This is a genomic window from Nocardia sp. NPDC056611, assembly GCF_042792755.1.
Taxonomy (GTDB): domain Bacteria; phylum Actinomycetota; class Actinomycetes; order Mycobacteriales; family Mycobacteriaceae; genus Nocardia.
In genome coordinates this window covers 53,377-67,292 of sequence record NZ_JBHTVV010000010.1, presented here as the reverse complement: position 1 = coordinate 67,292, position 13,916 = coordinate 53,377, and the positions used below count along the sequence as shown (strand labels likewise).

At 69.2% G+C, this 13,916-nt stretch carries 15 protein-coding genes; 11 read left to right on the top strand and 4 right to left on the bottom strand.

The genetic code is table 11. From position 1 onward, the window contains the following. Window positions 1–122 precede the first annotated feature (122 nt). Together ACFRAQ_RS34070 and ACFRAQ_RS34065 are read left to right on the top strand one after the other, a co-directional pair. The gene (locus tag ACFRAQ_RS34070; protein ID WP_379107112.1) at window positions 123–1,736 is read left to right on the top strand and encodes a hypothetical protein; all 1,614 of its coding nucleotides are present in this window, start codon (window positions 123–125) and stop codon (window positions 1,734–1,736) included. A 94-nt stretch (window positions 1,737–1,830) separates the two neighbouring features. Next, window positions 1,831–2,190 carry an arsenate reductase family protein gene (locus ACFRAQ_RS34065; RefSeq protein WP_357283966.1) on the top strand — a complete coding sequence of 120 codons (360 nt, stop codon included), beginning with the start codon at window positions 1,831–1,833 and terminating at the stop codon, window positions 2,188–2,190. A 396-nt stretch (window positions 2,191–2,586) separates the two neighbouring features. Here ACFRAQ_RS34065 and ACFRAQ_RS34060 read toward each other — a convergent pair whose 3' ends face one another. Further along, a complete protein-coding gene (locus ACFRAQ_RS34060; protein ID WP_379107110.1) occupies window positions 2,587–3,039 on the bottom strand; it encodes a nitroreductase/quinone reductase family protein in 453 nt (150 codons plus the stop codon). Window positions 3,040–3,166: 127 nt separating this feature from the next. On the opposite strand from ACFRAQ_RS34060, the gene ACFRAQ_RS34055 reads away from it, so the two are divergent. After that, window positions 3,167–3,856 carry a TetR/AcrR family transcriptional regulator gene (locus ACFRAQ_RS34055; RefSeq protein ID WP_379107107.1) on the top strand — a complete coding sequence of 230 codons (690 nt, stop codon included), beginning with the start codon at window positions 3,167–3,169 and terminating at the stop codon, window positions 3,854–3,856. A 19-nt stretch (window positions 3,857–3,875) separates the two neighbouring features. Here the strand turns inward: ACFRAQ_RS34055 and ACFRAQ_RS34050 are convergent, their stop codons facing one another. Together ACFRAQ_RS34050 and ACFRAQ_RS34045 are read right to left on the bottom strand one after the other, a co-directional pair. After that, the gene (locus ACFRAQ_RS34050) at window positions 3,876–4,223 is read right to left on the bottom strand and encodes a DUF4873 domain-containing protein (protein ID WP_379107105.1); all 348 of its coding nucleotides are present in this window, start codon (window positions 4,221–4,223) and stop codon (window positions 3,876–3,878) included. Then, a complete protein-coding gene (locus tag ACFRAQ_RS34045) occupies window positions 4,220–5,137 on the bottom strand; it encodes a diiron oxygenase (RefSeq protein WP_379107102.1) in 918 nt (305 codons plus the stop codon). The genes ACFRAQ_RS34050 and ACFRAQ_RS34045 overlap by 4 nt, the downstream gene beginning before the upstream one ends. 94 nt (window positions 5,138–5,231) lie before the next feature. On the opposite strand from ACFRAQ_RS34045, the gene ACFRAQ_RS34040 reads away from it, so the two are divergent. Together ACFRAQ_RS34040 and ACFRAQ_RS34035 are read left to right on the top strand one after the other, a co-directional pair. Next, the gene (locus tag ACFRAQ_RS34040) at window positions 5,232–5,942 is read left to right on the top strand and encodes a TetR/AcrR family transcriptional regulator (protein WP_379107100.1); all 711 of its coding nucleotides are present in this window, start codon (window positions 5,232–5,234) and stop codon (window positions 5,940–5,942) included. A 23-nt stretch (window positions 5,943–5,965) separates the two neighbouring features. Next, window positions 5,966–6,283: a hypothetical protein gene (locus tag ACFRAQ_RS34035; protein ID WP_379107098.1), complete on the top strand. Its 318-nt coding sequence runs from the start codon at window positions 5,966–5,968 to the stop codon at window positions 6,281–6,283. On the opposite strand, the gene ACFRAQ_RS34030 is transcribed toward ACFRAQ_RS34035, so the two are convergent. Continuing rightward, entirely contained in the window at window positions 6,280–7,506 is a 1,227-nt protein-coding gene (locus ACFRAQ_RS34030) for a DUF418 domain-containing protein (RefSeq protein WP_379107096.1), read from the bottom strand. The genes ACFRAQ_RS34035 and ACFRAQ_RS34030 overlap by 4 nt on opposite strands. A 132-nt stretch (window positions 7,507–7,638) precedes the next feature. On the opposite strand from ACFRAQ_RS34030, the gene dop reads away from it, so the two are divergent. From dop to ACFRAQ_RS34000, 6 genes are all read left to right on the top strand, one after another. Then, window positions 7,639–9,138: a depupylase/deamidase Dop gene (gene dop, locus ACFRAQ_RS34025; RefSeq protein WP_379107094.1), complete on the top strand. Its 1,500-nt coding sequence runs from the start codon at window positions 7,639–7,641 to the stop codon at window positions 9,136–9,138. 194 nt (window positions 9,139–9,332) lie between these two features. Then, window positions 9,333–9,527 (top strand): ubiquitin-like protein Pup, encoded by a 195-nt coding sequence (locus ACFRAQ_RS34020; RefSeq protein ID WP_033089305.1) that lies wholly within the window; start codon window positions 9,333–9,335, stop codon window positions 9,525–9,527. Next, window positions 9,524–10,384 carry a proteasome subunit beta gene (prcB, locus tag ACFRAQ_RS34015; RefSeq protein ID WP_379107092.1) on the top strand — a complete coding sequence of 287 codons (861 nt, stop codon included), beginning with the start codon at window positions 9,524–9,526 and terminating at the stop codon, window positions 10,382–10,384. Before ACFRAQ_RS34020 ends, prcB begins: the two co-directional genes overlap by 4 nt. Next, on the top strand, window positions 10,381–11,151 hold the full coding sequence (prcA, locus tag ACFRAQ_RS34010) for a proteasome subunit alpha (RefSeq protein WP_379107090.1): 771 nt from the start codon (window positions 10,381–10,383) through the stop codon (window positions 11,149–11,151). Before prcB ends, prcA begins: the two co-directional genes overlap by 4 nt. Before the next feature lie 201 nt (window positions 11,152–11,352). Continuing rightward, window positions 11,353–12,711, top strand: coding sequence for a Pup--protein ligase (pafA, locus tag ACFRAQ_RS34005; protein ID WP_357085449.1), 1,359 nt, complete (start codon window positions 11,353–11,355; stop codon window positions 12,709–12,711). Window positions 12,712–12,914: 203 nt separating this feature from the next. Then, a complete protein-coding gene (locus tag ACFRAQ_RS34000) occupies window positions 12,915–13,907 on the top strand; it encodes a helix-turn-helix transcriptional regulator (protein WP_379107088.1) in 993 nt (330 codons plus the stop codon). Window positions 13,908–13,916 lie beyond the last annotated feature (9 nt).

Here is a 13,916-nt window from a genome sequence, read left to right as displayed (position 1 = left end):
CGAATGACAACGCGTGGTCATGTGGGGTGGCGTCAAACTATGACCTTGACCTCAGTGACCGCGCGGGGTCGTGGTGCGGTCATACGATCCGGGGCTGACATATGCGGGAAGGCGAGTAGGCCATGGATCGAAATGCGTTCGTCGAGGTGATGAACGAGGCGAGCGGCATGCTGGAGACCGGCCGGGCCGAGGAGGCGCTGGCGCGGTTGTCGGCGTTCGACGACGAGCTGGCCGGGGTCCCCGATCCCAAGGAATACGGCTGGATCGTCTCCTACCGCTTCCGATCCGCCTTCGCCGCGGGCGATTACGCCCAGGCCCTGCACCTGGCCGAACACGGCCCGGCCCGCTACCCGGCCGACATCCCGCCCGCCACCCTCGCCACCATGTACTCCATGGCCGTCGAGGCCGCCACCCAGCAGGACCTGCCCGACAGCGCCGTCCTCATGGCCGACCGCTGCATCGACCTGCGCCGCGCCCACGGCGAACACGCCGAAGTGCTGATGGCGGCCATGACCGCCTGCACCCTGCTCGGCGACATCGAAAGACACGACCTGGCAAGCAGATATGCGCAACTGCTGATCACCGAGGGCGTCGGCCACGACGACTACCGCGGCTACGGGTACTACGCGCTGTGCGCCGCCATCGAACAGGGCGTCGGCGGACACCTCATCGACACCCTGCGGGCCGGGCGCGAATGGCTCGAGACCCAGGACAACGAATTCGCCCGGGTGGCACTGGAATATCTGCAGACCGCCCCCGCCCTGCGTGACCCGCTCGCCATCGACCTCGGCCTCGAGGACCCGCTCCGCAATGGCGCGCCGCTGGTCGAACCCGGCGCCATATCGCCCGGACCGGGCGCACCCTTTCCCGACCCGGGCACACTGTTCCCCGACCCGGGCGCACTGTTCCCCGAACCGGGCGCGGCCTTCCCCGAACCCGGCTCGGCACAGCCTGATCAGGCGTTCTCGCCGCTGGAACCCGCTGGCGCGCAGCCCGAACCCGGTGCGCCGGGAGCCGATTTCGGTGCCGCGCAGTCCGGCCCGGTGCCGGGCCTGCCGCCGCTCGATCCCGCCGTCGCGCCCGACGCCATGGCGACCCAGTACCTGCGGGTCGGTGACGGTGCGCCGCAGCTCGCGACCGGTCCGGCGCAGCCGCCGGCCGAGCAGCTCGCGGGCGGCGCGACCGCCGACGCGCTGATGGACGCCAACCGTCCGGGCATCGCCGCCGCCGCCTACCGGGCGCTGATCGACGACGCCGTCGGCACCGGGCGACCGGACCCGCTCATCATGGGCAAGGCCACCCTGGGCCTGCTCACCGCGCTCATCTTCGACAATCGGGTCGGCGAGGCGCATTCGGTGTGGATCGACGAGCAGGGACCCACCTACCTGGGTATCTGGTCGCTCGAGAACGGCCAGACCTCGGTGCACGACGCCATCGCCTACAACCTGGTGGCCGCGTTCCTGCACTCGCTGAGCACCGGCGACCCGAACGCCGCCAACCACGCCGTCGACAGCCTGATGACCCGAAACATGGAGTGGGCCTACGAGAACGACCGTCAGGTCGTCCCCGCCATGATCGGCAGCTGGCGGCGGCACCTGCTCGAGATCCACGGCGGTGAACCCGCTCCCGAATACCGCTGGCAGCTGACCCAGGCCGAACAGCGCTGGGGCGCGCCGATTCCCGACGGCGGCCTGTACTGGATGCGCCCCTACCGCTGGGTCGTCGACTGGCTGTGACCGTCCGGCCGCCCGTGCCCTGACCGTGCCGGTCGGTACGTCCTGACCCGTGCCGGTGACCGGGGGAGCCGGCGCCGCCGCCTAGGCTGGCGGCATGGCGACCGAAATCTGGCACAACCCGCAGTGCTCCAAGAGCCGCACCGCCAAAGCGGTGCTCGAGGAAACCGGCTCGGACTATGTCGAGCGCCGCTACCTCGACAACCCGCCCTCGGCCGACGAAATCCGCGCCGCCCTGACCAAACTCGGCCTCGAACCGTGGGACATCACCCGCACCGCTGAGGCCCAGGCCAAGGAACTCGGCGTCGCCTCCTGGGGTCGCACCCCCGCCGACCGCGACCGCTGGATCGAGGCCCTGGCCACGCACCCCCGCCTCATCCAGCGCCCCATCGTCTTCACCGCCGACGGCCGCGCTTTCGTCGCCCGCGACAACGAAACCCTCGACGAACTGCGCTGACGCCGGTCGGCGAGATCCCGTACGGCGGCCTGCCGACACCGGGCGGTCCGCTGGGATCGCGCCACTCCGGGCCCTGCCGGTACGGCACCTGTGAACAGCTCCCGCTCGTTCTCGATGCGCCGCTGCTGGGCAGGCCCGGCCGCGGCCTCACGCACCGACAGCGTCCCCTGGTCCGGCGGGCCGCTGACATCGCCGGACAGGAGTGGTCCGGCAGTCCACCGGCACGAGCGCATCCGCGCCCGGGCATGAAATCGCCCCGGCAAGGCGCAGGCCTTGCCGGGGCGAGGTGTTCTCGGGTCGAAGCTCGAGGCGGTCGACAGCGGGACAGACGTCGTGGTGGACGGCTGGACTGCGGCCCGGCCTTGATGTCAGCGTCGGGCAGGGAGCCGGGGTGGGTCAGTGCAGGACGAAGACCGGGAATCCCGGTGCGATGTCCGCCAGTTCGGCGTCGGTGGCGTTCTTGGTGACGCCCTCGAAGAAGCGGCCGACCTCCCAGCCCCAGCGGTCGAGGTAGGCGCGCAGGACGGGGATCTTGTCGGCGTCGGGGAGTTCGGTGGCGGTGAAGGTCTCGGACTTGCGGCCCAGGCGGAGTTCGCCGGTCCCGGCGACGCGCAGATTGCGGACCCACTGGGTGTGGCCGCGCGGGGCGACCAGGTAGCGGGTGTCGTCGATGGTCAGGACATTGACCAGGGTGGTGCGCCATTCGCCGGATGTACGGCCGCGCACCGCCAGCAGCCGCGAGCCCGCGACGCTGATGCCGAGCTTGGGGAGCATATTGAAGAAGCGGTTCATGTAGGGGTCGAGACCGGTGGGGCCGATGTAGCGGGTGGCGGCGGTGTGGGCGTCCATGGGGTCTTCCTTCACTCTTTGAGAGCGGTGCTCTCTGTTGTGATCAGTGTGCATGCACGCCTCACGGAATGTCAAGAGCAGTGCTCTCGAAATATTCAGGTGATCCGAAACGTGGCACACTATCGGGATGAGCGTCCCCCGAACCGCCCGCGCCCGGGCCAGAGCCGAGATCACCCGCGAGATCACCGACGCCGCGCGCCGGCAGCTCGCCGAATCCGGCGCCCCCGCGCTGTCGCTGCGGGCCATCGCCCGTGAACTGGGCATGGTGTCCTCGGCGCTGTACCGCTACTTCCCCAGCCGTGACGACCTGCTGACCACGCTCATCATCGAGGCGTACGACAGCATCGCCGACGCGGTCGAGAACGCGGTCGCCGCCGCGGACACGCCCCGGGCGCAGTGGCGGGCGATCTCCCATGCGGTCCGGGATTGGGCCAAGGCGCACCCGCACGAGTACGCCTTGGTCTACGGCTCGCCCGTGCCGGGCTATCGGGCCCCCGAATCCACGGTCGGCCCCGCGTCCCGGGTGCCGGTGGCCGCGCTCGGCGTGGTCAACCGGGCGTGGAAGTCGGCCAGTCTCACGGTGCCCGACGAATCGGTCGATCCGGTGCTGGCCGCCCAGTCCGCGGGCATCGCCGAGCAGGTCGCGCCCGGTCTGCCCGAGGTCGCCGTGGTGCGCGGGGTCATGGCGTGGACGCAGCTCTACGGCACGGTCACCTTCGAACTGTTCGGCCAGCTCGACAACAGCATGGATCCGGCCGGACCGTTCTTCGCGTACTCCGTCGAGGCCATGGCCGATTTCATCGGCTTGACCCGCTAGCGACCCGAACGGCGTCGCGCTACAGCGTGAACGGCGGCGCGCCGATCCCGGTGATGCGCAGATTGCCCCACGGATCACGCTCCTGGAGCACGCCGGGCGCCGGGGACCGGCCCGGCACGGTCAGGAAGACCTGACCGCGCCCGGGATCGGGCAGAGTTGCACCGTCGTCGGTGGAAATCCTTCCGTACCAATGGAACTGGCCATCGGTGGGATCGAGGTGGCCGGTCAGCGCGACTCGCACCGCGACTTCGACGCCCGGCGCGTCCAGTAGCGCCGGGCCCGAATAGTCCGGCGCCGGTTCGGGTTCGGCGAAGTTCTCCGGGTCGGCCGGTGGCCGGGGATCGCGGCGGTCCCGCCGGAACCTCACAGCAGCCCTCGGCGTCGCCACACGCGCTTGCCGATCGGCCCCATCAGCCCCTGTTCGTCCAGGTACGCGCCGAGATTCGCCGCGCCCAGCCCCAGTGCGCGCCGCGAATGCGGGTTGGCGCGGGCCATCCGCCGTGCCGCCCGCCCGTCCTCGATGCCCGCGCGGACGTATATGTGCCAGTTGGTCATCAGGTACACGAACAGGGGAGCGGCCACCGCCACACACAGTCGCGTGTACAGCGTTTCGGCCTTCGACATGCTCGGCGCCCGGTGCGCCAGGGCGTCGCGGGCGAACCCGATGTGCCGCGCCTCCTCGGTGACGTGGATGCGCATGGCCCGCGCGACCAAGGGCTGCAACTGCGGATCGTCGAGGGTGCGGCGCTGCAGCGCGTCGAAGATCTCCTCGCCGACCAGCGCGCCCACCCACACCATGGACCCGCGCAGCAGCTGCTGCAGCGCGCTGATGGTCCAGCGCTCGAACCGGTTGGGCCAGTAGGGCCGCGCCTCGATGCGGTCGATGAGCTTGCCGAACATCATCATGTGCCGGCATTCGTCGCCCATCTCGGTGAGCGTGTAGTGCGCGTGCCGCGAGGTCGGGTCACCGGCCATGAGTTCGCGCAGCAGCAGGCGATTGAGCAGGTTCTCGAACCAGATGCCGACCGAGAGCACATTGGCGAGTTCCTGGCGGGAGAGTTCGCGGCGCTGCTCGGGCGTCATGGCGTCCCAGAGCGGGGTGCCGAAGAGCGAGATGACCTCGGGCGGCAGGAAGAGCTTGTCCGGGTCCAGCGGGGCGTCCCAGTCCAGATCGACGACCGGGTCGTAGGACTTCTTCACCGATCCGGCCAGCAAACGCTGGGCGAATGATTCGCGCCCGGAGAGGCCGCGCGCAGGCGTGGAGACCGCGTTGTCGCCCATGACAGCTCCCGACTATTACTGATACAGGCTGTTACACTCAGATTAGTGGTACATGCCGTCACGGTCAATGTCGGAGGTGGGTATCGTAAGGCGCGTGACCGGGACCCGACGCAGCACACCCGCGCCGCCGGGCGCCGACGGCCGCAGTACGCGCTGGGACGACCACAAGGCCCGCCGCCGCGTCGAGATGCTCGACGCCGCGCTGACCGTGATCGAGGAGCACGGCACCGAGATCTCCGTCCAGCAGATCGCCGACCGCCTCTCGGTCCCGCGCCCGGTCGTCTACCGGCACTTCGACGGCCGCACCGACCTCGACGAAGCCATCCGCCGCCACATCCTCGACGGCCTCACCGCCGAACTCATGCCGCGCCTGCACCCCGACGGCACCGTCCGCGACCTGGTGCGCGGAGCCGTCGGCACCTACGTCGGCTGGGTGGAACGCCACCCCAACCTGCACCGCTTCCTCACCGCCGCCGACCCGCACGGCGAATCCTCCACCGCGCTGGCCGGGGCCCGCGACCGGATCGGCGGGCGGCTCGCGGACCTGTTCGCCGACGCCCTGCACCGTTTCGGCATCGACCGGAACCGGGCCCGCCCCATGGCCTTCGGCACGGTCGGCTTCGTCGACGGCGTGGTCAACAGCTGGCGCGCGGCCCCCGGACTGTCCTCGGACCACATCGAGGGCATCCTCGCCGAATCGGTGTTGTCCCTGCTCGAGGGCAATGCCCGTAGTCTGGACGTGCCGCTGACCCGCGACACCGTCGTCGCCGACCTGCTCTCGCGCACCGAGGCGGCGCGGGCGTGACGTCGATCGACCCGAGGACTCCGATGGCTGCACGCACTCTCGCCCGGCTGGCCGTGTTCACCGGAATCGCCGGGGCCGCACTGGCTCCGGCCGCCTCCGCCGGCGCCGACGCCGAACTTCCCGCCGGACTGCACTGCGACGTCCTGGACTGCCGCAACGACACCGACACCGAATACGTGGTCTCCGGCTACATGCAGTGCGAGTACCACGACTCGGACGGCGGCGGCTCCTCCGGCAGCGAGCAGTTCGTCGATTTCGTACCGGCCCATTCGCTCTACCGGCTCTCGTCCTGCATCGACGGGCAGGCGCCCTACCTGCGCTCCATCGACGAGGTCGACTAGCCCCTCGCCGCACCGGTGAGGGCCAGATAGCTGCGATTCCACAGCCACTCGACCGGTCCGCGCTCGACGCGGCGCAGCCAGAAGTGGGCGAAGACCAGCATGAGCGCGCACACCAGCACGTAGATCCCCACCGTGAACGGCACCCGGGCGTTGGCCGACACCAGGCTCGCCAGGCCCAGACCCCATCCGTAGCACAGGAATCCCGCCACCAGGTTCTGGAGGATGTAGCAGCTCAACGCCATTCGCCCGACCTCGCCGAAACGGCGGCCCACCCAGCCGGGCCGGGGCCGATGCGCGTACACCTCGGCGACCAGGGCGAGCAGGCCCAGCGAGACCACGGGCGCGGTGCCGTAGCGGGCCAGCAGGATCAGATCGCCGCCGATCAGGCCCAGCGCCAGGTCGACGGGCGCGGCGATGCCGAACCCGATCAGCATGAGCCGCTTGCGGATTCGCGCCCCGCCCGGCTCGAAGATCCCGGCCCGGAACAGGCGCGCACCCAGCAGGAACAGGGCGATGGACATCGGGAAGATGAGCAGCGGTTCGAGCCGGAACACCAGCAGGTGCTCCCACCGGAACGCCACCAGATCCCAGAACGAGCCGTCCGCGTACGGATTCGGATCCAGCGTCCGGCGCGGGCCGGAATCATCGGGAGATCCGACCGCGATCGCCACCGCGAACAGCGACAACAGGGTGAGATGCACGCTCGCCTGCGCGATGAGCCAGCGCCGCTGCGCCTTCGGGCCGGTGGCCAGGATGAACGCCACCACCAGGCCGGTGATCGCGTACCCCATCAGCACGTCGAACTCGGCGACGAGGAAGAAGTTCAGCAGGCCGTCGAGGAACAGCAGCCCCGCCCGCACCGGATAGCTGCCCGGCCAGGCGCGCCCGCCCCGCACGGCCGATCGCTGCTGGATAGCCAGCCCGATGCCGAACATGATGGTCAGCAGCCCCAGGAACTTGCCCTGCGCGAGCTGCTGCAGGAATCGCTCGATCCACAGCCACGCCCCATGCGGCTCGTCGCTGCGCGCGATGTAGCCGAGCAGCCCTTCGGCATTGGTGAAGATCCAGACATTGGTGCCCAGGGTGCCCAGGATCGCGATGCCGCGCAGCACGTCGAGCGCGGCCACCCGGCTCGAAACAGGCTGGGCGGGTGCGGGATCGGGGTCGTCGGCGACGGTGGTGACCGGGTGCGGCGGGCGGGGGAGGGGAGCCGATTCGACCATGCAGGTGATTGTGCCGTCGCGCCGGTCCCGGGCGGATCGCCCGCGAGGACGATCCGGCGTACGACTCGCGAATGAGACCGACCCGGACAGTCCGGCCGCGTCCGGGCCCGCCTTTCGCCTAGGCTCGAAGCCATGCAGCGCATCATCGGAATCGAGGTCGAGTACGGCATTTCGACGCCGACCGAGCCGTCAGCCAACCCGATTCTCACCTCCACCCAGGCGGTGCTCGCCTACGCCGCGGCCGAGGGCGTGCCGCGCGCCAAGCGCACACGCTGGGATTACGAGGTGGAATCGCCGTTGCGCGACGCGCGCGGTTTCGATCTCGGCAGGCTCAACGGGCCCGCGCCGGTGATCGACGCCGACGAGGTCGGGGCGGCCAACATGATCCTCACCAACGGGGCCCGCCTCTACGTCGACCACGCCCACCCGGAGTACTCCGCGCCCGAGGTCACCGACCCCCTCGATGCCGTGATCTGGGACAAGGCCGGTGAACGGGTCATGGAGGCCGCCGCCCGCTACGCCTCCAGCGTGCCGGGCGCGGCCCGCATGCAGCTGTACAAGAACAACGTGGACGGCAAGGGCGCCTCCTACGGCACCCACGAGAACTACCTGATGAGCCGGGAGACCCCGTTCAATCAGATCATCGTGGGCCTGACCCCGTTCTTCGCCTCCCGGCAGGTGGTGTGCGGGTCCGGGCGCGTGGGCATCGGCCAGTCCGGTGACACCCCCGGTTTCCAGCTGTCGCAGCGCGCGGACTACATCGAGGTCGAGGTCGGTCTCGAGACCACCCTCAAGCGCGGCATCATCAACACCCGCGACGAGCCGCACGCCGACGCCGACAAGTACCGGCGCCTGCACGTCATCATCGGCGACGCCAACCTCGCCGAATGGTCCACCTACCTCAAGGTCGGCACCGCGGCGCTGGTGCTGGACATGATCGAGGCCGGTGAGGACTTCTCGGATCTGCAGCTGGCCCGCCCGGTCACCGCCGTGCACACCATCAGCCACGACCCGACTCTGCGTGCCACCGTTGCCCTTTCCGACGGCCGCGAACTGACCGGCCTTGCGCTGCAACGCATCTACCTCGACCGGGTCGAGAAGTTCATGGACCGCACCGGAAACGACGACCCGCGGGTGCTGGACGTCATCGAGAAGTGGGCCCACGTGCTGGACCTGCTCGAGCGCGACCCGCTGGAATGCGCCGACCTGCTGGACTGGTGCGCCAAGCTGCGCCTGCTCGAGGGCATGCGCTCGCGTGAGGGCCTGTCCTGGGCCGCCCCCAAGCTGCACCTGGTCGACCTGCAGTACTCCGACGTGCGCCTGGACAAGGGCCTCTACAACCGCCTGGTGGCGCGCGGCTCCATGCAGCGCCTGGTCACCGAGCAGCAGGTCACCGACGCCATGACCAACCCGCCCACCGACACCCGCGCCTACTTCCGCGGCGAGTGCCTGCGCCGGTTCGGCGCGGATATCGCGGCGGCCAGCTGGGATTCGGTGATCTTCGACCTGGGCGGCGACTCGCTGGTGCGGATCCCCACCCTGGAACCGCGTCGCGGCACCAAGTCCCACGTCGGCAAACTCCTGGACGGCGTGCACACCGCCTCGGAACTGGTGCGCCAGCTGACCCACTAGGCCCACGTGAGAGGGGTACGGGAACTGAACCCCGTACCCCTTTTTCGTGTCCGCGACATGGCGGCGGAGAGATCGCGGGCACAGCACAATGACGTTTAATCCGGCATGTTGTCCCCGCTGGTGGGTACTGTTGACGGCACGAGCATCGGGTCTTCTCCGGTGCTCGCCGATGATCACAGAGGAGGTCGGCTGCTATGGCACAAGAGCAGACCAAGCGCGCCGGTGGCGGCGACGAGGACGAGGGCCCGGTCGGCGACGGTGGGGCGGGACAGGAGCGTCGCGAGAAGCTGGCGGAGGAAACCGACGACCTGCTCGACGAGATCGACGACGTGCTCGAGGAGAACGCGGAGGACTTCGTCCGCGCATACGTGCAGAAGGGCGGCCAGTGACCCAAGGTGACCCCCTGCGGCTCCAGTTGGGGTTCGCCCAATCCTCTTTCTCCGAGTACCTGCGTTTACACGCTCCGGAACTGTTGCCCGGCAACGGATTCGGATCCGGCGGCACGCACCCGAATCCGGGCGTGCCGTCGGATATCGCTCCGCACGGCACCACCATCGTCGCGGTCAGCTACCGCGGCGGTGTGCTGATCGCGGGCGACCGTCGCGCCACCCAGGGCAACCTGCTGGCCCAGCGTGACATCGAGAAGGTGTACATCACCGATACGTACTCCGCGGCCGGCATCGCCGGTACCGCGGGGATGGCGATCGAGATGATCCGCCTGTTCGCGGTGGAGCTCGAGTACTACGAGAAGATCGAGGGCGTGCCCCTCACCTTCGACGGCAAGTCCAACAAGCTGTCGAAGATGGTGCGCGACAACCTCCCCGCCGCCCTGCAGGGGCTGGCGGTGGTCCCGCTGCTGGTCGGCTTCGACCCGGACGCGCCGGACCCGGACAAGTCCGGGCGGATCGTGTCCTACGACGTGGTCGGCGGGCGCAGCGAGGAGCGGTTCGGGTACACCGCGGTGGGGTCGGGTTCCCTGTTCGCCAAATCGTCGCTGAAGAAGACCTACGCGCGCGGCCTCGACCAGGACCGGGCGCTGCGGATCGCGATCGAATCGCTCTTCGACGCCGCCGACGACGACACCGCCACCGGCGGTCCCGACACCATGCGCAACATCTACCCGACGGCCATCGTCATCGACTCCGAGGGCACCGTGGAGGTCACCGACGAGCGCCTGAAGGAGATCACCCGGGCGATGGTGGAGGAGCGGGCCGCGCTGGCGGCAGAGGGGATCGGCGAAGCATGACACTGCCGTATTACGCGTCGGCCGAACAGATCATGCGCGACAAGACCGAGCTCGCGCGCAAGGGCATCGCGCGCGGCCGCTCGGTCATCGTGCTGGTCTACGACAAGGGCGTGGTGTTCGTGGCCGAGAACCCCTCGGCCACCCTCCACAAGATCAGTGAGCTCTACGACCGGGTCGGTTTCGCCGCGGTCGGCAAGTACAACGAGTTCGAGGCGCTGCGCCGCGGGGGCATCCTGCAGGCCGACCTGCGCGGCTACCAGTTCGACCGCCGCGACGTGACCGGCCGGTTCCTGGCCAACCTGTACGCGCAGAGCCTGGGCACCATCTTCACCGACCAGCTCAAGCCCTACGAGGTGGAGATCTGCGTCGCCGAGGTGGGGTACCCGGAGCAGTCCACGAACTCGGTGCTGTACCGCATCAACTTCGACGGATCCATCGTCGACGAACGGGAATTCGTGGTGATGGGCGGCAACACCGACCCGATCACCACCGCCCTGAAGGCTTCCTACAAGCCGGGCATGGACCTGCATTCGGCCATCACCACGGCGGTGGCCGCGCTACAGAAGGCCGTGCCCGAGGGCGACAAGGACAAGCAGCGCACCGTGGGCGTCTCCTCCCTGGAGGTGGCAACCCTCGAGCAGTCCCGGCCGCGGCGGGCGTTCCGCCGGGTCCAGGGCGCCGCGCTGTCGGAGTTGATCACCGGCAAGGCGCCGAACGCGAAAACGGCCGCCGAGGCCGACAAGCCGTCGGGCGGGGACCCGTCCTAAGGCCCCGGCGACGTCGGCAAATCCCGCTATTCGGGATAAGGCTCCTTTGCACTCTCAATAGCAGAGTGCAAAGGAGCCTTGCTTTTTCGCAGGGTAGAGCGCGTGCCGCGTTGCATGCCGTGCTAAATCGTTGTGAATACGTTTGCATCAGTGCTCCGACAAGGCCGTTACCGGGCACTATTCCGCTGTAATGTCGATAGGGTGCAGCGACGAATCATGGGGATCGAGACCGAATTCGGGGTGACGTGCACGTTCCACGGTCACCGTCGGTTGAGTCCTGACGAGGTGGCCCGGTACTTGTTCCGCCGGGTAGTTTCCTGGGGCCGTAGCTCGAACGTGTTCCTTCGTAATGGTGCCCGGCTCTACCTCGATGTCGGTTCCCATCCGGAGTACGCTACGGCCGAATGTGACAGCTTGGTGCAGTTGGTCACTCACGACCGCGCCGGCGAGCGGGTCCTGGAGGACCTGCTCATAGACGCCGAGCAGCGGCTCGCGGAGGAGGGTATCGGCGGCGATATCTACCTGTTCAAGAACAACACCGACTCCGCGGGCAACTCCTACGGCTGCCACGAGAACTTCCTCGTGGTCCGGGCCGGGGAGTTCTCGAGGATCTCCGACGTGCTGTTGCCGTTCCTGGTTACCCGGCAGCTGATCTGCGGGGCCGGGAAGGTGCTCCAGACGCCGAAGGCGGCGACGTTCTGCCTGTCGCAGCGGGCCGAGCACATCTGGGAGGGGGTGTCGTCGGCGACCACGCGGTCGCGGCCGATCATCAACACCCGTGACGAGCCGCACGCCGACGCCGAGAAGTACCGGCGCCTGCACGTGATCGTGGGCGACTCGAACATGGCCGAACCGACGACCATGCTGAAGGTGGGCACGGCGTCGCTGGTGCTGGAGATGATCGAGGCGGGCGTCGCGTTCCGAGACTTCGCTCTGGACAACCCGATTCGCGCCATCCGCGAGGTCTCGCACGACCTCACCGGTCGTCGGCCCGTGCGGCTGGCGGGCGGGCGGCAGGCGTCGGCGCTCGAGATCCAGCGCGAGTACTACGCCCGCGCCGTCGAGCACCTGCGCAACCGCGACCGCGACCCGCAGGTCGACGCGGTGGTGGATCTGTGGGGCCGTACCCTCGACGCGGTCGAGGCGCAGGACTTCGCCAAGGTGGACACCGAGATCGACTGGGTGATCAAGCGCAAGCTGTTCCAGCGGTACCAGGACCGCTACAACATGGAGCTGTCCGACCCCAAGATCGCCCAGCTGGATCTGGCCTACCACGACATCAAGCGCGGACGCGGGGTCTTCGACCTGCTCGCCCGCAAGGGTCTGGCCAAGCGGATCACCGAGGACGATGCGGTCGACGCGGCGGTCACCACGCCGCCGCAGACCACCCGGGCCAAGCTGCGCGGCGATTTCATCACCGCCGCGCAGGAGGCTGGCCGCGACTTCACCGTCGACTGGGTCCACCTCAAGCTCAATGACCAGGCGCAACGGACGGTGCTCTGCAAGGACCCGTTCCGCTCGGTCGACGAGCGCGTGGACCGGCTCATCGCCTCCATGTAGGGAACGGCCCAGCTCTCGGGACTCGGGCCTCCGCCCCCCGAGGCCGGGCTTCGCCCCGAACCCCCGGATCCCGGGGACCTCGTCCGGCAACGGGCCGCGAATCACTCGGTTCGCGGCCCGTTCCGCGCGTTATGGGGCGGGTTAGGGGAAAAACGCGACCGCCCATGCGCCGACTCGGCGACACTCCCATTACTCTCTACGGGGTGGCGATATCCAAGGTCGAGCGGTTGATGAATCTGGTTATCGCGCTGCTGTCCACCCGGCAGTTCCTGACCGCGGAGCGGATTCGGGAGTCGGTCGCCGGGTACGAGGAGTCCGCGAGCGACGAGGCCTTCAGCCGGATGTTCGAGCGCGACAAGAACGAGCTGCGCGATCTGGGCATACCCCTCGAGATCGGGCCGGTGAGCCGGTTGTCGAGTGTCGAGGGCTACCGCATCAACCGGGATGCCTATGAGCTCCCGGACATCGATCTGACCAGCGAGGAAGCGGCGGCGGTCGCGGTGGCCGTGCAGTTGTGGGAGTCGCCGGAGCTGGCGGCGGCCGCCGAGGGCGGTCTGCTCAAGCTGCGCGCGGCCGGTATTCACGTGGAGCCCGACGCCGGGGTGTCGGCGGTGCCCGCGGTGCCGGCGCGGACACGCGGCTCGGAGCCGGTGCTGGGCAAGCTGCTCGCCGCGATCGATGCCGGACGGTCGGTGCGGTTCAAACACCGGCAGTCGCACGGGGATCCGGTCGAACGCGATGTCCAGCCCTGGGGTGTGGTGACCCACCACGGCCGCTGGTACCTGGTCGCGCACGACAATGTGCGCGACGCGCAACGGGTGTTCCGCATCTCCCGCATCGACGAGGACGTCATCGAATACGGCCCGGCCAATGCCGTGCACAAACCCGAGGACCTGGACCTGCGCGCCGTGGTCGCCGAGGTCACCGCGCAGTCGCCGATCACCGGATCGGCCACGGTATGGGTGGCGGAGGGGCGGGGCCAGGAGATCCGCCGCCTCGGACCGATCATGGAGGACCGGGTGCTGGGCGGGCGGCCCGGCTCGATCGTGGAGGTGCCGATCCGGTCCCGCGACTGGCTGGCCCGGCTCATCACCGGACTCGGCGCGGACGCGCTGGTGCTCGCGCCGGAGGACCTGCGCGACAACGTGATCGCGCGCCTGAAGTCGGTGCTGGAGCGGACGGAGGTGACGGCGTGAGTGCGGACG